This window comes from Sphingobacterium sp. UBA5639, assembly GCF_002421245.1.
GTDB lineage: Bacteria > Bacteroidota > Bacteroidia > Sphingobacteriales > Sphingobacteriaceae > Sphingobacterium > Sphingobacterium multivorum.
The window spans coordinates 44730-62239 of the sequence record NZ_DIJR01000005.1; the positions used below are offsets into that span (position 1 = coordinate 44730).

A 17510-nucleotide genomic window follows, 5' to 3' on the forward strand; every position below is an offset into this window, starting at 1 on the left:
TAAATTGATAGGAGATATGGAAGAACTGGAAATGCAGGTGAATCAAATAGAGCAATTGATAGCAAGTGGAGACCTTGTTGGGCTGGAAGAATTTTTGAATGAATTAAATATTTCAGAAGTAGAGGAGCTGATTGATGAGTTGCCCGAACATGGTTCACTATTTATTGAATCATTAAATTTGAATCGCGCGGTTAACGTTTTTCGTATTCTGGATTTCCCTACTCAAAACAGGATTTTTAAGAAGCTTTCTAAAGCGAAAATTAGCGCACTAATTAACGAGTTACCGCCCGACGATCGGACTTCTTTTTTTTCAGAAATGAAGGACGATATTAAGCATTTAATTTTACTATTACCACCCAAAGATCGTGTTGAAGCATTGGCGTTGTTGGGCTATCCGGAAGACAGCGTTGGGCGTCTAATGACCCCCGATTATATTACCGTAAAAGAGCATTGGAGTATTGAACGAATATTGGGACATATTAGGCGTTATGGAAGAGATTCGGAGACAATAGATGTACTCTATGTGATTGATGGAAATGGGAAGCTGGTTGATGATATTCGGATTAAAGATGTGCTGATGGCGGAGCCAGATAGAGTCGTTGGCGAACTGATCGATCATCGTCTCATTTCGCTGAATGCTTACGATCCCCAGGAGGAAGCAATCAACATCTTCCGGATGAATAATCGCGTGGCCTTGCCTGTTGTCGACGAACAGGGGGGTATGTTGGGGATTGTGACTGTCGATGATATTCTTTGGGTAGCAAACGAGGAGTACACGGAAGATATGCAACGTATCGGGGGAACGGAGGCGTTGGATGAACCTTATCTGGATGTGTCGATTAAGAACTTGGTGAAGAAGAGAGCTGGATGGCTTATTGTGCTTTTTTTGGGGCAACTTTTGACCGCGACAGTTATTGAGCACTTCGAGGAGCAAATGGCAAGTGCGATTATGTTATTTGCGCTGATGCCCGTTATTATTTCCAGTGGTGGGAACAGCGGTTCGCAAGCATCAACATTGATTATTCAGGCGATGGCCTTGGGGGAAGTTACCTTAGGGGATTGGTGGCGTGTGATGCGAAGAGAGATTCTGTCGGGTTTACTGCTGGGACTTATTTTGGGGGCTTTGGGTTTTATAAGAATTATGGCATGGCAGTCTTTTGCGCATAGCTATGGTGAGTATTGGGTGTTGGTTGCATTGGTTATTTCTTTGTCCTTGGTCGGTGTTGTCCTCTGGGGGTCGTTGACGGGGTCTATGTTGCCTTTTGTGATGAAACGGCTTGGAGCCGACCCTGCGAGTTCTTCAGCGCCTTTTGTGTCGACATTAGTCGATGTAACAGGTTTGCTGATTTATTTTAGTGTAGCGACGCTTATTTTGAAAGGTGTGCTACTATAATCGTACTGAATTTACAATATTGCCCATTGATCAGCTAATAGCTATTGAACGTAAAAGAAGGATAATGTTGGTTTAAGTGCTGAAAAGGGGATTTTGTGGAGCAGTATGAAAAATAAAAATAAATTATTCTAATTGGAATTTAGGAAGTTGTAAAAAATGTGCTCAAAAAATTTGTAGTATTCTAATAATCTTCCGATACTTGCATCACGGAAACGCGATAGGGTCTCCGGAAAAATTGAAAAACACTCCTGAATAGCTCAGCAGGTTAGAGCATCTGACTGTTAATCAGAGGGTCGCTGGTTCGAGCCCAGCTTCAGGAGCAATTTAATAACTTACATAACCGGAGTTTTTAAAATATTCAATTTTTCATTCCTGAATAGCTCAGCCGGTTAGAGCATCTGACTGTTAATCAGAGGGTCGCTGGTTCGAGCCCAGCTTCAGGAGCAACAATGCAAATATTTTATTTGCAAATGATATTAAAATGTACTACTTTTGTACACTCTATGAGAAAGGAATTTCTCGAAAAATAAATTCCTGAATAGCTCAGCAGGTTAGAGCATCTGACTGTTAATCAGAGGGTCGCTGGTTCGAGCCCAGCTTCAGGAGCAATATTGAAACCGGCTTTATGCCGGTTTTTTTGTTTACCATGCTTATTAAAAAACTATGAGTTTAGTAATTATTGGTACGGTGGCTTTCGATACAATAGAAACACCGTTCGGTAAAACTGACAAAATTCTAGGTGGTGCCGGTACATTTGCTAGTCTGGCGGCATCATATCTATGTGATCAAATCAAATTGGTCAGTGTTGTTGGGGAGGATTTTGGAAATGACAATCTCGATCTTATCAGGAGCCGTGGTATAGATGTTACGGGTGTTCAGGTGATTACTGGTGGGCAAACTTTTTCTTGGTCAGGCAGATATCATAACGATATGAATAGCCGTGATACCTTGGCGACAGACTTAAATGTATTGGCTGATTTTGATCCAATTATTCCTGAAAGTTACCAGGATTGCGAGTATCTTCTCCTGGGTAATCTTACACCTCAAATACAATTAACAACGTTGGAGCGCTTGGTGCACAAACCTAAGCTGGTTGTTCTGGATACGATGAACTACTGGATGAATGTTGCCATGGATGACCTAAGAAAGGTTCTTCTAAAGGTTGATGTGTTAGCCATAAATGATTCAGAGGCGAGACAGCTGTCAGGAGAGTATTCTCTGGTTAAGGCTGCAAAAGCCATTTTAGCAATGGGGCCTAAATATTTAATTATCAAAAAAGGTGAACACGGTGCGCTTCTTTTTGGAGAGAATCAGATTTTTTCTGCTCCAGCGCTACCATTAGCAGATGTGTTTGATCCAACTGGCGCGGGGGATTCCTTTGCAGGAGGTTTTATTGGCTATCTTGCCAAAGTAAAAAGTATAAACTTTACAAACATGAAAAATGCGTTGATTTTTGGTTCTGCGCTAGCTTCATTCTGTGTAGAGAAATTTGGTACAGATCGCTTGGTTGATCTGACCGAAGAGGACATACAAAAGCGCTTGAATGCTTTTGTTGCCCTATCTCAGTTTAATTTATAATCATGGATCTTTCAGTTTTCCAACGATCTGAAATTTTGAAAATACAGATGCTGAATGAGGGGCTTCTTGGAGCTCCTCAGTTAGATCTTGTCCGGCCCAATGTTCGTAATGCATTCCGTTTTTCCACAGTCTACTTTCTCCGACATCATAGATAAATCCGCGATAGGCAACCCAAATATGTGGTTTGTCCTGACCATTACGTAAAGCCAGTTGGCTTTTGCTGTATTCCGATAATTCTTCTGCCATTCGTAATTGTAAAAAGGCGAAGATAGAAAAACTAGGCTACTTTATAGGCCGATAGTGATCTTTTCATTAATTTTCTAGCGACATGTATTCTTGTTTTTACCGTTCCGATGGGGATATTTAAATGTTCCGATATCTCGTGGTATTTAAACCCTTCGAAGTACAATGAAAAAGGGATGTAATATTCTTCGGAAAGACTAGATAAAGCTTCATGGATGTCTTCCATGACAAATTTGCTTTCGCCCTGATTTGAGGAGGCGGATAATAGGAGGTTAGCGTTAGAAATATCCTCGTCTTTCGTAATGAAAGAGTTGGTTTTCACAATACGTCTATAGTTATTAATAAACGTGTTTTTCATGATGGTGTAAAGCCATCCTTTCAAATTGGTTCCTTCTTTGAAATTTTTAAAATAGGTTACAGCTTTCAGGAGAGTGTCCTGAACGAGATCGTTGGCATCTTCGTAATCACTGGTAAAATTTCTGGCGTAGAGTTTTAATGAGTCCGATTGCTCAATAACCATGGTGTCAAATTCATTCTTTGTCATAGCTTAATGAATTATAACTGTTCTTTTTACAAAACAGTACGTTTATAAAATGCGGTTCATTAAGTATGAGGCAAAAAATGCGCCAAAAATGGCAAAATTAGATTTGTTAATATAATTTTAAGATTATTTTAAGCGGAGCAAACGTTTGCGTTGACTAACTTTAAGTAAATAAAATTAGCTCAAAGTGATATTTTACTAAAGTGAAGCCTGTTTTTCTTTTGCTTTCAGATTTAAAAAAAATATTTTTACTTTTTTTAAATCTTTACAGTAAATTAACTTCACGCTCCAGCTTAATGCCAAATTTGTTGGCTACATCACTTATGATTTGTTCCGATAGATTATAAATTTCCTGTCCTGTAGCGTTTTGTCTATTTATTAGTACAAGTGCCTGATTTTTCCATACACCTGCTTGTCCATATTCTTTTCCTTTCCAACCACATTGTTCTATTAACCATCCAGCAGCCAATTTTGTTTCATTATTGGGCATTGGATAATGCGGTATTGTAGGGTATTCTTTCTGAAGAGGCTCGAAAGTCGAAGCTGTAACTACGGGGTTCTTAAAGAAACTTCCGGCATTTCCCACTGTACTCGGGTCAGGGAGCTTTTCTACGCGGATTTTGGAGACAATGGTTGCGATATCGGCAATACTTGGGTTGGTTATATTTTCTTTAGCGAGTTCGGCTTCTATTGCACCATAAGTTGTATTGATATGAGCTGTTCGGCTAAGCTTATAGGTTACCTGGGTAATGATAAACCGTCCTTTATGAGCTGTTTTAAAGATGCTGTCGCGGTAGGAGAAATTGCAATCTTCTTTTTTGAATGTGGCGATGTTGCCCGTATGTGTATCGAAAGCCTGACATTCGTGAAAGACATACATTAACTCGGTACCATAGGCGCCGATGTTTTGTACAGGTGAAGCCCCAACAGTGCCGGGAATTAGGGCCATGTTTTCAATCCCAGCGTAATTATGTTCGATGCAATACCAAACGAAGTCATTCCAGATTTCTCCCGCTTGCGCTGTGACATAGACATCATCGCCATCAATTTTTGACTGTATGCCCTTGCTCGTCATACGAATAATATAGCCGTCGAATGCTTTGGTGAAAAGGACATTGCTACCTGCGCCAAGAACAAAGAAGTTCTCTTTAAAAATACCATTTTTAAAAATTTCGGTCAATGTTTCATTGTCATTCACTTCGATTAGAAAATTTGTCTTTTCTTCAATTCCAAACGTATTGAAAGCTTTTAAAGATATATTCGATTGAATGTTTAACTTCATATTGACTTTAGTTTTCAGAAATTCAAAAAAATCAGCTATCTTTAGCATGATAATCGGTAAAGATAGTATAAACCGTTTATTTAACGATAAAAAATATAAGTTTAATGGGTAATGCAGATGTAAAAAGAATCAAAATTCTAGAAGCTGCGACGAGGCGCTTTTCACATTTTGGAATGGCTAAGACAACAATGTCGGAAATAGCTAAAGATCTCAATTTCTCAAAAGCATTGCTGTATTATTATTTTCCGGATAAGAATAGCTTATATTCTGCAGTTTTCGAATACGTTATTGATAAAATGATCGAGGATATCGAGGAGGTCATTGATAAGGGGGGTGACTTTGAGGAGATCATGATGTATTCTATTGATATGCGTGTCAAGATCATCAATCAGTATTATAATTTATTTGAATACACCATGAAGATGGTCAAAGAGCTTCCGGACGAGCTGGAACAGGTGTTCAAAGAGTCTTATCTCCGTGAGGTAGAAATTATTGAGAAGATTCTCAAGATTGGTATCGATGCCGGCGAGATACAGGTGGAAGATATCAATGAAACTGCGCGGATTCTTTTGTATTCACTATTCGGTATGCGTATGGGCATATTAAAGGATATGAAAAACATGTTGTTCCCAACAAAAGAAGAATTCGATCATATTCTCAGTTTACAGAAGAAAATGATGAAAATCTTCTTAAATGGCTTACGTTTTCAAGTCTTCAAGTAAGTGTTGAGCGAATATGTCCGATAATCTGTTTGGCATGAATTCGTGAATTTTCAATAAACCAAAGGTGGGTATTTAAGCCACCGCAAACGACACCTGCCAAATAAATCCCGGCAATATTTGTTTCCATTGTTTCTTCATTATGGCTGGGAATGCAAGGTGCTTCTTGGGGAATATCAATTCCGATCTTTTTCAAAAAATCAAAATTTGGGCGATAGCCGGTTAAAGCCAGTACAAAATCATTATCGAGTTCGACGATACCATCTGGGGTTTGGATATGCGCAGTAGTTGGAGTAACTTCTGTTAAGTGGCTGTTATAATAGACATCGATTTCACCCGCGGCAATTCGATTTTCAATATCAGGTTTTACCCAATATTTTACCCGGCGGCTGATTTCGCTACCGCGGATTACCAAAGAAACTTGTGCTCCTTTTCGGTAGGTTTCAAGGGCGGCATCAATGGATGAATTACTGGCGCCGACAACGATCACCTTTTGGCTGCTATAATAATGTGGATCGTCGTAGTAATGCCTCACTTTGGGAAGTTCTTCGCCCGGGATATTGAGCAACATCGGTATGTCATAAAAACCCGTGGCGATGATGACTTTCTTGCTCAGGTATATGCTTTTGCTACTGCTGACCAGAAACTCCGTGTCCTCTTTCTTAATTTGCAGTACTTCTTCAAAAAGATGGGTATCCAGTGCGAACTTTTGCTGTATACGTCTGTAATATTCCAGCGCCTCCATGCGTTTTGGCTTGGAATTGGTGGTGACAAATGGAATATCACCTATTTCTAATCTTTCGGAAGAAGAGAAGAAGGTCATATTTTGGGGGTAATTATATAATGAGTTGACCAAACAGCCCTTTTCGAGAATAAGGTAGTTTAAATTTGCTTCTTTGGCTTCTAAGGCGCAAGCTAAGCCAATTGGCCCGCCGCCAACTATGATCAGGTCGTACCGTGTTATCGTATCGCTCATGGTATAAATGTCGAGAATTTTAAAGAATAAATCAGCTTAAAGCTTTAGGCAGTTCATTTTCTGACATTGCTGTGCTTTTAGCGTGAAGGTCCTGGACTATTTTATGCAGGTCCTGTGCAATTTTATTGAGAAAGTCCAGCTGTTCACTCAATAGCTGTCCATCAACTGAACTGACATCTGTATTATCAAATTGGTCGTTGGGAATTTCGATTGCCAAAGGAACAAATGCATTGACACTATCGGCAGAATGCAGCAGCTGAATGGATTGCTCCAAGGAGCTTAATATTTTTCGAATCGTCCGGACATGGTCCTTATTGATATAATTATTGTCCATTTCGTCGAGATGGTTCATCAATGTTACCGAAAAAGAAGCTAGGATATGGTTGAATATGACGAATTTATTGACTTCCTTACTATATTTTTGACGTTTCTTGGGTTCCGTAAGCATACGTTGGAATGTGGAACCCATGTTGGCTGTTTCCACATAGACTGCCTTGCGTGTTAGTTTGTAGTCGGTGATGGAAGGCGCTTGGCCTGCAATTTCTTTCAATGCCTGAAAGATGTAATTGTAGTTGGCTATCAGTAGCTTTCGCATGGATTCCTTGACTTGCATGCTTTCCCAATTTGGAAAAATAACATAACTGGATAAGAATGCAATCATGCCGCCGATAAAGGTGTCCAGTATGCGTTCTTTCGTGACGTCCAATGTATTGGCGCTGACGAAGCTCAGCATAATTAATACATAAGGGGTCATAAAAAGTACGGCAATGACATAATTGACCCGGAATAAGCTATATGCCGTCAGAAAAAAGAATACCAGTAGAACGAAAAGGACCGTTGGGTCATGAATGGTTAACAGGATGAGGGCTCCAATGAGTCCACCGATCGTTGTACCGATTAGACGCTGGATATTCCTCTCCTTTGTGAGCCCGAAGCCAGGCTTTAGGATAACCATGATAGTCAGGAGAATCCAATATACATTATTTGTGATATTGGTGACCTCAAACACGTAATAAGTGACCGACATGACAATTGCCATGCGGCATGCATGTCGAAAGATCGTGGATTTTAGAGTAAGATTTTCGCGGAACTTTTTGAAATCAATTGCAGAACTTTGGACAAAGCGTTTTGCGTCGTCAATTTCTTTTCGTTTGACATCGTCCGGTTGTAGATGCGAGTAACCATAGATATTTTTGATCCGGCGAACCAAATCACGCAAATTGATCAACACTTTGCGTAAAGCAAAGGTGCTATACTCTTGATTTTTATCCAGCTGATCGATTTTAGTGTGAAGGCGACTGAGATCCGAATCGAAATCGTACAGTGGTTTTGGTTGTGTATTGGTATTGAGCTGATAAGCCAAATTGTCAAGCTCATTGGTATATTTTAGGATCACGTTTTTGAAATCTTCCAAGATTCCGGTAGGACCAAAGCGTTCGCTGATGGTGTTGTAATCATAGTGTGCCGCCATACTTTGCTCAAAGAGATCGACAATATCGTTGAAGACGAGGGTTAAATAACGTCCCACCTTTGTGGTGTCTTTAATTGATCGTTTACTTTGAAACAATACATCCCGTAGGTTTTCCTGATGCTGATTGACTTCAACTTGTTTGTCGATCAGTTTGAGGTAGTTTTTATCGTTATCAATTTTAGCATCGTAAAAATTAGCTTTCAGCCGGATGTAATCAGCCACATAGCGAATTGTTTCGGATAGCTCCTGTTCGGCGAGCCTGTAAGGGCGTGCCTGGGTGATGGAAAGACTAATGGCGATATACCATAGACCACCTAATGTATAGAAGCCTAAATAGTTGATGGCTTCAGCAAGAGGATAGTGAATCTGCACATGGATCAACATCATCAGAATACACATAAGGCCTACGTTGGCGGCCCTGCTATTGAATACTGCAAACATGGCAAATATAAAGCAGGCTACGCCGATAAAAATCGCCAGTAGATAGACATTTTGATTAACTATATTGGTTAAAATAAAAGTTAACGTAGTCAAAATCGCACCCGCAATCATGCCTTTCCTTCTATGGCTAGGTGCTCCGGGCGTATCGGAGAGACCTACCAAGAGCGCTCCCAGGGAAACAATGGTTCCATTGGTAAATTGCCCGATAGTTGCAAAGATTAGGACAGGCACAATACATCCGATGGTAATTCGGAGTCCATCCGCAAAATATTGGCTATAGAAAAAACTTTTTATTTCTTGTGTCTGTTTCATAATGTATAGTACAAACTTAGATAAATTGCTTTTCATATTAAAAACAATTGTTCGGCTATGTTTGCCTTTTTAGTACGGATGAAAGCGAGATAGCTGTTCCGTTCCTGTCAGATCAGGGATGGTTCATTTTGTAGCGGGGCTTAACAGGATCAGGTTCTCAAGGTCTTCGTTGCTATACTGCATTGCATTAATGTGTTAAAAATGAAAATTTACTAAAATTTGTTAGTATGTTTATAATATTTCAATTGTTTTTTTGATTAATTTATATTTTTTTATTTGTTTAGCTATAATATTGTTATATTTGGAGCCATAGGGTTATTTCAGAGACATTACAAATTTTCAAGAGTCACCTAAACTCTCTTGACCACTTTCAAAGATTTAAATATGAAGCAAAGTAAAAATGAAGCCGTCTTTCAGGACGAGGTATTGACACGCTTTGAGCTTTTCAAAAGTTTGTTTTTAACATTGCCATTTCAACGTGTTAAAGATACAGGTACTTTATTACCATTTTTTGCAAAGCAATGTGAAAAGGGTGTGGATCAGCATTTAACTCCTGATGAGATCATAAAAAGTTTCTTCGATCAGCATGAGGAATTTTCTTCGGAAGAACAACGGATTGATTTGTTGTTTCGATTTGTTCAATATATAGAGCGTCAGGTTGTTTTATTTGATGCGATCGAAGACTCATCCTTTCAGATGGTGGGCCGTGGCGATGACGAAAATGTCTTGGGGGCATTAATAAAAAATGCCGAGGGCAGCGAAGATATGCGCCGTAAGATCGTGTCAAAATTGAAGGATTTTTCTGTACGTCTTGTGTTGACTGCACATCCTACGCAATTCTATCCGGGACCAGTATTGGGTATTATCAACGACCTGATCGATGCAATCAAGACCAATGATATCCATAGTATACATTTATTGCTACAGCAACTGGGTAAAACGCCTTTCATCAATAAAAATAAACCGACTCCAGTTGATGAGGCTGCGAGCTTAGCTTGGTTTTTGGAAAACGTATTTTATAAAGTAGCATCGGAAATTCAGTCTTTTATTGATGATGAATTGGACGTGGATACCGAAGAAGTCAAACAATTGATTGAACTGGGCTTTTGGCCTGGAGGTGACCGTGATGGTAATCCCAACGTAAGTGTTGATAGCACCAAGAAAGTTGCCGCATTGCTACGTACCATTTTGTTTAGATGTTACTATAGGGATTTTCGTATTGTTAGACGGCGCATCACATTTAGAGGTGTAGAGGAATATATGGAAAATCTCCAAACATTGTTCTACGAAAACAGTTTTAATCCAGTCGAACATCCAGCAGACGAAACTGATAATATTATCACAAATCTGAAAGCAATCAAAAATGTTTTGGAGGAATATCACAATGGACTTTTTGTAGAAATCGTTGATGACTTACTCCGCAAAGTGATGACTTTTGGTTGTTTCTTTACCACATTGGATATCAGACAAGACAGTCGGATATTACGTGAGGCTACCAATTATCTGGTTCAGCACAATCAGGAAAAGACTGGAATGCCATTGGATTATCTGGAGCTCAGTGAAAATGATAAGCAAAAAGCATTAAAATTCAAAGAACTTGACTTAACGGTGGGAGAAGATGCAGATCCGTTGACGAAAGATACATCTGGTGTGATCAAATTGTTAAAGGAGATTCAACGTTCCGGTTCTGAGCGAGCTGCGCAACGCTTTATCATCAGCAATTGCCAACAGGCAAGTGATATTTTGGGACTGCGTCAGTTATTCTTGTGGTCTGGATGGAAGAAGGATGCTTTAACGATCGATTTTGTACCCTTGTTTGAGACCGTTGATGATTTGACGAGAGCAGCAGATGTGATGAAAACCTTGTATAGTAACAAGGAGTATAAAGCGCATTTGAAGCGTAGAGGAAACAAACAGACCATTATGTTGGGCTATTCAGATAGTACCAAAGACGGTGGATACTTGATGGCGAACTGGTCGATTTATCGTGCAAAAATCGAACTTACGGCGATATCTCGCGAGTACGATGTCGATTTGGTGTTTTTTGACGGTCGTGGTGGACCTCCGGCACGTGGCGGTGGTAAGACACAGCGTTTTTATGCATCGATGGGTAAAGAGATTGCCAACGATCATATTCAATTGACGATTCAAGGACAAACAATCAGTAGTCAGTATGGTTCTTTAGATACGGCACGATTTAATATAGAGCAATTGTTGCACGCTGGAATTATTTCAGATTTGAAACAACGCGTAGGCGATACCTTAACCAAACATCAACAGGAGATCATTGATAAGCTGGCTGAGCTAAGTCATCATAAGTTTATGGATCTACGGACGAATGAATTGTTTTTACCTTATCTGGAAACGATGTCGCCATTGAAAGCGCTATCGTCGATCAATATTTCAAGTAGACCTGTAAAACGTAACTCAGGCCGCGAATTGCGATTGGAAGATTTGCGGGCGATTAGTTTTGTAACTTCATGGAGCCAGCTGAAACAAAATATTCCTGGGTTTTATGGTGTCGGAACAGCATTGCAATGGGCTGAAAAAAATAACCTTTGGAAAGACGTGCAGCAATTGTATGTGTCATCTGGATTTTTCCAAACATTGATCGACAATTGTATGATGTCGATGACAAAGTCCAACTTTGATATTACAGCATACATGAAAGATGATCCTATTTATGGTGACTTTTGGAAAACTTTGTATGCCGAGTACCAAATAACAAAAGAATATCTGTTAAAGCTGAGCGGAACCTCAAAATTGATGGAAAACTATCCTGTGGATCGTGAGTCTATTTTAGCGCGCGAGGGAATTGTATTACCGTTATTGGTTATACAGCATTTTGCGATTCGTGCATTGAATTCGGATCAGCTGACTGATGCACAACGTGAAGATTATTCGAAATTAATAGCGCGTACAATCTTTGGCGTGGTGAATGCCGGAAGAAATGTTGCGTAATTTTTCTTTCTTTTCACGGATAGGGTTTCGGAGAACATATATTTTATCTACTTTTGTATAGTTAACAAAATTGATATGAAGATTAATAAGTTATTTATTGTTGCGGCTTGTGCGGGTACATTATTTGCATCTTGTGGTCAAACAGCTGCAGATAGACAGCGTCAATACTCTAATGCATCCTTAGCGGATGGTGATGCCTTTGCAATGATTAAATTCGTTGGCGAAAATGGAAACTACTTGGTAAATCTTGCTGATGTAGCTGCAAAACAATCTACCTCAGCAGAGGTGAAAAATGTAGCTGCAAAGATTAAAGAAGCTTACGCAACAGTGTTACCAGAATTGGACAATTTAGCAAAAGAATTGCATGTTGGCGATGCGCAACGTGGCGTGCCTGCATTTCAAGTTCCTGCTTCAATTGGTTCGGACAGTACAGCGGCATTCAATGATAAAGCATTTTTAGCGCTAGTGGTTGAAAAACAAGGTGAGATCAATACTAGATTGTCTCATGAAGAGCACAATACAAACAAGGATGTTATTCACCTTTCGGAGGAGTCTTTGAAAAAAGTGGAAGAGATCTACAAATTAGCTGGCGGTAAAGTTGAAGAACACCATCACTAAGAAATAAGATAAATAAAAGGAAAGGAGTATTCATTAAGATGAATATTCCTTTTTTTATGATTTTTTTGTTGACAATACTAGATTTTCTGCATGGAATTGTGATAGGTACTGAGTTTCGATAGGATGTGCTATCTGTATTCCGACTCAGTTGATTGCCAGCGAGATGATTTTGGCAGGAAATGAGTTTGTATTCTTGATAAAATGGAAATTTTAGTTATTGTAAGACATATCAGTGTTGTGTACACAAGAATTCCCTGGAATAATCGTTTGTTATTTGTTAAATTAATGATAACTTAACATTTATATAACACAGTTTTTAATAACTGTGTTTATTTTAGCGTAATTTAATGAAATCGTATATAAAGTGAGATACGCCGCAATAGATATAGGTTCCAATGCAGTCCGTCTTTTGATAGCTGACATTATTGGACAGAAAGACCAATATAATTTTAAGAAAAATACACTGTTACGTGTTCCACTTCGTTTGGGGGATGATGCGTTTATTCATCAGGAAATTTCACCTAGGAAAGCCGAGAGTTTGGTTAAAACGATGAAGGCCTTTCGGGAGTTGATGGATGTTTATAACGTGGAGGATTATATGGCCTGCGCGACTTCGGCCATGCGTGATGCACGAAATGGCGCTGATATTGTTGCGGAGGTCAAGAAAAACGGTATCAACATCGATATTATAGAAGGGGCAAAGGAGGCAGAGATTATTTACAATAGCCATTGGGATAATAAGATGGAAAAGGACAAAGTTTACCTTTACATTGATGTAGGTGGGGGTAGTACAGAATTATCGTTATTTGCCAATGGTGTTTTGGTTAATTCCAGGTCCTTCAACTTGGGCACAATCCGTATCCTCGACAATCAGGACAAGGCAGAAACCTGGGATGAACTGAGGGAATGGGTACGTAGCAATACGCATATGTATAAGCAAGTGGTTGGTATTGGTACTGGCGGCAATATTAATAAGCTTGCGCGCCTTTCCAATGAAAAATTGGATAAACCATTATCCTATGCTAAATTAAAAGCCGTGTATGAGCATTTATCTTCATTTTCTTTGAAAGAACGCATTATCTTATTGGGTTTAAACGAAGATCGTGCCGATGTCATTATTCCTGCGAGTGAGATTTTTCTAACGATTATGAAGCATGGTCGTCTAAAACAAATCATTGTTCCAAGGGTTGGGCTTGTCGACGGTGTAATTAGAACCTTGATCAATAGGAATTTAGTAAAATAATGCTGTAAAAAGCGATTTTCGACTTGTAAAAGAGCGAAAAATCTTTATTTTTGTGATACCAAAGGTGAATATGAGCCCAGGTGGCGAAATTGGTAGACGCACCATCTTGAGGGGGTGGCGCTCGCATGGGCGTGGCAGTTCGAATCTGCTCCTGGGCACTTAAGGAGACACTAGTCAATAGTTGTCTCCTTTTTTATGCTCAGAAATGTTGTCATTCAGATTGTTAAAAACGACCTGCGCAGTTCGATTTTTTGATACAAAAATTTTAGTATTTAATTCCTATTAGGCTGAAAAGTGAGTCTATAGCGTTATTAAGGCGCTTTTTCTCCAGTTCGAAATCTCCTAAAGGATCTAATTTTTTTTGACTTTGTGGATTTATTGTAATTCTTAGCTATAAGATATAGAAAATCAAGTATAATATTGGCTTCTTGTTCATCTACGATGATCTCATTCTTTTCTAGAATCGAGATGGCGCGCTGGACTGAAATTTTTTTGTCAATAAAATTCATAACACTAATAATTTATTGATGTAATAATAATTTTGATAGTGCGGGATCTGGTTTTATTAAAATACCTCCTGATTTAAAGTTGATCTGAGTAGGTGGAAATAACGATACAACATGTTTTTTATCAGTAGTATCCATTTCCGAAAATCCCTTCATGATATTTTCTAAGGGCCAATTGCTCCTCAATAACCGTTTCTCTATATTATCTAATTTGGTGTTGGTATTCTGAAGTTCTCTCTGCAGTGAATGGATATTAATCAGATATTCTTTCTTCAAGTCGGTATAATCTTCTAGTTTTAATATGCCTGAAATAAATAGCTTCCGAACTTGAGATAGATTTAATTCAGCATCCTTCAGTTTTCTTTGGAGCTGACGATTTTCTCGTTCATAGCTTGTTTTTTGAGTATTTGTATTCCAGTCTTTTAGAATGTAATTGAATATAGGAAGGGCGTTTGTTGATAATCTCAATTTTAGGAGCGCTTCTTCATACTTCGTATTTAGCAGGTTTGCATTGATTCTTGTTGGACATCGCCCCTTACAATGATAATATGGATATCTTTTCGAATACCCTTTAGAAAAGCTAGCGGAGAGCTTTCGGCCACATATAGGACATTTTAAAAATCCTTTGAGAAAAAATATAGCACTTAGATTCTCATTCTTAGTTTCTATTTTTCTTTTTGTGGTCACAATTCTTTGAACTTCGTAGAATAGTGTTTCCGTTATTAATGGTATATGATTACTTTTAACCATGTATTCTTCCTGATTAGTTAGCCTTATTGGGATGAGACCGCAATAGGCAGGATTACGGATGAGCTTGAAAAAATAAGACCTTGAACATTTTAATCCTTTATCGTCAGCTATCTTTCTAATGTCCTCGATGCGACAAGTGTTTTTGGCTAATTGATTAAATACCCATTTGATGATTCCTGCTTCCGGCTGTTTGGGAACTATTGCTTTTCTTCCATCTATCTCTGTTATATTAAGAAAACCCACTGGGGCTTTTCCAGGGTATCTCCCCATTTGTTTTGCCCTTCGTATACCGTTTGCTGTGTTCAAAGCACGTCTCCTATTTTCAGCTTCAGGAATAGATAGGTATACTGCTAACATTACCGTACTTTCTGGTACAGAAAAGTCTATTGGCTGGTCAATAGCCGTCGCAGTGGTTCTGTATTTTCGAAGTATACCGATCATTTCGTAGGCATATTCTATGTTCCGACTAAATCTATCCCATTTTATAAAAATAATATTGTTTTTCTGCTGTTTAGGGCTGCTTTTTATTACGTTAATCAATTTTTTCCATTCAGGACGATTGAAGTTTTTCGCTGAGAAATCTTCACGGTAAATGCCTTTTACTTCTATGTTGTTATAATTGCAATACTTTAATAGCCTGTCTTCCTGTTCGGGTAGGGAATACCCTTTCTTTTTTTGTTCATCCGTGCTTACACGGACATATATGTAAGCTGAGTTCATGACCCAAAAAATTTGTTTTCAAATATTGAACAAACAAAGAGGAGAAGGGTTTAAAAACAGGACATGGTATGAGTAATTTGTTTATTTTGAATTTCGCTTGTTGTAGTATCTGTTGAAAAAGGAAATAATGACATTTGTATTTGTTTAAACTAGCAACCATCTAATTAATATACTACTTAGTATACCAAACGCCTATGTAATTTTATTTTTGAGCTTAAGAGTATCCCCAGAGGATACTCACAATCCCATTTTTGGCAAATGGGGCGAGAGAAGTAGGGCTTTGCCCAACTTCTGCTTGCTTACGTGCATGGTTGGTTATTTTGTTTACGTGTCGCTAAAATTAATTGGTCGGCTTTTTATTCCACATCATTTTTTTTGATCATCGTAATATCTTGATCTACTACTCCTATAGTTTTGAAAAGAATCGCGTGTATTTGCTCAAATGTAACATCAGCATTGGTAAAGGATAGATATAGGTCCAATAACTGTGTTGTTGTCAAAAGACAATGATCCCTTCTCTTTGAGAATTTGAGCATCTGCTCTGGGAAACTTTTTTCGGTTCTTTCATCGAGCGGTTTGTCCCTGAATGCATTTACGATCAAAATTCCCTTTGGAACAACTCCGTGGTCGATGGTGTACTCGCTAACCCATTTTTCAAGTTGCGCCGCCTGCTTTTCACCCGAAGAACCATTGACCCCCTTGACTTCGATTACTGCAATTTCATCATTGTATTTGATTATGACATCATCCCTGTTCGCTACCGATTCCAGGATTTCATAACCAAATGCGTCGAAGATCTTTTCGACCATCGCTTCCAAATTTTTCCCACTTTCGAACAGCAGCATTTTCAGCTGGTCATATTCTTTCAATTTTGTTTCCTGCAGTTCTATACGCTCATAGATTTCTTCCGCTTCTTTAAGCAAGTCGTCAAGGAGTTCAATTTCTTGCTTTTCATTTCCGATATGATATCCTTTTACCCATTCGGGTAGCTTTACCTCAGTTGTATCAGCCTTTTGCTCTTTAAGTATGGCGTCAATTCCTTCAAGTGCCCTGCAGAATCTGTGAAAACGATATTCGTCATCCTCACCATCTTCGTAGGTCAGTTCAATTTTTGGGAGGATAACGATATTCCCTTTTTCAAAAGGTATACGCAATGCTACCGCTTCGTTTGTTTTTGTTACACTAGCAATAGGTCTTCCCCTGTATTTGGTATAGACCACTTCGTAGGTAGGATAAAATTCTTCAAAGAAAACATCATATGAGTCATCGTTTGTGGTATTGTGTCCAGTTACTTCCTTTGTTGAGAATTCCTTTTCTGTCAGACCGAAAATTGTCAAAAAATCAAATTCGTTTTCGGTTGTAGTCTCTCCGTCCTTAATCTTGAATTTTTTGAGAGATCGGTCACTATGGAACAAAAGCAGATTTCCACCGCCTTTGAAATATTTATGAAGTTCTTCTTTTCTTCCCTCGACCTGTTCTAAAAATTTAGTATAAGTATCAACTCTGACTATTTTGTCTGTAATTCCGTCATGAACAAAAAGGTCATAGAATTCCATAAACACCGCATCAAGGTCAATGATCAAAATGTCGGCGTCTAGAAAATAAGTGTTCGAGAGAAATTTTGTCTCCCTGGTATAACGGCTCTGAAGGCTATTTCCGATTTCTAAAATGTTCATATTGCTAATATATAAATCTTTGGAGAATTAAATCTTATGAATAAGATCGCAAAAACCAATATATTAATGATGATATGCAC

Annotated in this window: 13 protein-coding genes and 4 tRNA genes; 10 read left to right on the top strand and 7 right to left on the bottom strand. The window is 38.7% G+C overall.

All coding sequences use genetic code 11. The features are described from left to right. Positions 1 to 16 precede the first annotated feature (16 nt). From mgtE to B4Z90_RS04135, 5 genes are all read left to right on the top strand, one after another. Positions 17 to 1393, top strand: coding sequence for a magnesium transporter (mgtE, locus tag B4Z90_RS04115; protein ID WP_201639483.1), 1377 nt, complete (start codon positions 17 to 19; stop codon positions 1391 to 1393). Positions 1394 to 1639: 246 nt separating this feature from the next. After that, positions 1640 to 1713, top strand: a tRNA-Asn gene (locus tag B4Z90_RS04120). 50 nt (positions 1714 to 1763) lie between these two features. Then, positions 1764 to 1837, top strand: a tRNA-Asn gene (locus B4Z90_RS04125). A gap of 88 nt (positions 1838 to 1925) precedes the next feature. Beyond that, positions 1926 to 1999, top strand: a tRNA-Asn gene (locus B4Z90_RS04130). 57 nt (positions 2000 to 2056) lie between these two features. After that, positions 2057 to 2971, top strand: a complete 915-nt coding sequence (locus tag B4Z90_RS04135) for a PfkB family carbohydrate kinase (RefSeq protein WP_201639482.1) — start codon at positions 2057 to 2059, stop codon at positions 2969 to 2971. Here B4Z90_RS04135 and B4Z90_RS04140 read toward each other — a convergent pair whose 3' ends face one another. The 3 genes from B4Z90_RS04140 to murB form a co-directional block, all read right to left on the bottom strand. After that, positions 2972 to 3217, bottom strand: a complete 246-nt coding sequence (locus tag B4Z90_RS04140; protein ID WP_201639481.1) for a cytochrome b5 domain-containing protein — start codon at positions 3215 to 3217, stop codon at positions 2972 to 2974. A gap of 31 nt (positions 3218 to 3248) precedes the next feature. Beyond that, positions 3249 to 3758 (bottom strand): RNA polymerase sigma factor, encoded by a 510-nt coding sequence (locus B4Z90_RS04145; RefSeq protein ID WP_070570464.1) that lies wholly within the window; start codon positions 3756 to 3758, stop codon positions 3249 to 3251. A gap of 262 nt (positions 3759 to 4020) precedes the next feature. Then, positions 4021 to 5037 carry a UDP-N-acetylmuramate dehydrogenase gene (murB, locus tag B4Z90_RS04150; RefSeq protein WP_083296138.1) on the bottom strand — a complete coding sequence of 339 codons (1017 nt, stop codon included), beginning with the start codon at positions 5035 to 5037 and terminating at the stop codon, positions 4021 to 4023. Between the two features lie 104 nt (positions 5038 to 5141). On the opposite strand from murB, the gene B4Z90_RS04155 reads away from it, so the two are divergent. Then, on the top strand, positions 5142 to 5759 hold the full coding sequence (locus B4Z90_RS04155) for a TetR/AcrR family transcriptional regulator (RefSeq protein WP_070570468.1): 618 nt from the start codon (positions 5142 to 5144) through the stop codon (positions 5757 to 5759). On the opposite strand, the gene B4Z90_RS04160 is transcribed toward B4Z90_RS04155, so the two are convergent. Beyond that, a complete protein-coding gene (locus B4Z90_RS04160) occupies positions 5752 to 6732 on the bottom strand; it encodes a YpdA family putative bacillithiol disulfide reductase (protein WP_201639480.1) in 981 nt (326 codons plus the stop codon). The two genes, B4Z90_RS04155 and B4Z90_RS04160, sit on opposite strands and share 8 nt — an antisense overlap. Before the next feature lie 31 nt (positions 6733 to 6763). Continuing rightward, positions 6764 to 8956 (bottom strand): FUSC family protein, encoded by a 2193-nt coding sequence (locus B4Z90_RS04165; RefSeq protein ID WP_286801452.1) that lies wholly within the window; start codon positions 8954 to 8956, stop codon positions 6764 to 6766. A gap of 384 nt (positions 8957 to 9340) precedes the next feature. Between B4Z90_RS04165 and B4Z90_RS04170 the strand changes: the two genes are divergently transcribed. The 4 genes from B4Z90_RS04170 to B4Z90_RS04185 all read left to right on the top strand — a co-directional run bounded on the left by B4Z90_RS04170 (position 9341) and on the right by B4Z90_RS04185 (position 13936). After that, positions 9341 to 11917, top strand: a complete 2577-nt coding sequence (locus B4Z90_RS04170; RefSeq protein ID WP_201639479.1) for a phosphoenolpyruvate carboxylase — start codon at positions 9341 to 9343, stop codon at positions 11915 to 11917. A gap of 75 nt (positions 11918 to 11992) precedes the next feature. Then, on the top strand, positions 11993 to 12535 hold the full coding sequence (locus B4Z90_RS04175; RefSeq protein WP_070570475.1) for a hypothetical protein: 543 nt from the start codon (positions 11993 to 11995) through the stop codon (positions 12533 to 12535). 364 nt (positions 12536 to 12899) lie between these two features. After that, a complete protein-coding gene (locus B4Z90_RS04180; protein ID WP_115047823.1) occupies positions 12900 to 13778 on the top strand; it encodes an exopolyphosphatase in 879 nt (292 codons plus the stop codon). 74 nt (positions 13779 to 13852) lie between these two features. Continuing rightward, positions 13853 to 13936: transfer RNA gene (locus tag B4Z90_RS04185), tRNA-Leu, on the top strand. Positions 13937 to 14299: 363 nt separating this feature from the next. On the opposite strand, the gene B4Z90_RS04190 is transcribed toward B4Z90_RS04185, so the two are convergent. Together B4Z90_RS04190 and B4Z90_RS04195 are read right to left on the bottom strand one after the other, a co-directional pair. Further along, positions 14300 to 15754 (bottom strand): recombinase family protein, encoded by a 1455-nt coding sequence (locus B4Z90_RS04190; RefSeq protein WP_201639478.1) that lies wholly within the window; start codon positions 15752 to 15754, stop codon positions 14300 to 14302. A gap of 356 nt (positions 15755 to 16110) precedes the next feature. Then, complete coding sequence (locus B4Z90_RS04195) at positions 16111 to 17430, bottom strand: hypothetical protein (RefSeq protein WP_201639477.1); 1320 nt, start codon at positions 17428 to 17430, stop codon at positions 16111 to 16113. Positions 17431 to 17510 lie beyond the last annotated feature (80 nt).